Source organism: Litoribacterium kuwaitense (assembly GCF_011058155.1).
Taxonomy (GTDB): domain Bacteria; phylum Bacillota; class Bacilli; order Bacillales; family DSM-28697; genus Litoribacterium; species Litoribacterium kuwaitense.
Map to the genome: position 1 here is coordinate 1 of NZ_JAALFC010000157.1, position 326 is coordinate 326.

1 protein-coding gene is annotated in these 326 nt (G+C 39.6%); it reads right to left on the reverse strand.

Annotation, left to right across the window (positions count from 1 at the left end; genetic code table 11):
* On the reverse strand, window positions 1-326 hold a 326-nt coding region (locus G4V62_RS19480), incomplete at both ends, for an RNA-guided endonuclease TnpB family protein (protein WP_165205265.1).

Genomic DNA, 326 nt, shown 5'->3' on the forward strand with positions numbered 1-326 from the left:
TTTTAAGATTTTGTCCTGCGTTCATATCTCGATTGTGATGCGTACCACAAGAGGGGCAATTCCACTCACGAAGGTTGAGATTCTTAACGTCTTTGTTTTGGTAGCCACAGCTCGAGCATAGTTGACTGGAAGAAAATGTTTTTGATACAGCAACGACTTGTTTGCCATACCATGTCGCTTTGTACTCAAGTATGGTTCTAAATTGTGACCATGATGCTTCACTGATTGCTTTAGCTAACTTGTGGTTTTTCAGCATATTTGACACTTGCAAATCTTCAATACCGATGACATCGTGGTTTTTGATGATTTCAGTCGAGATTTTTTGC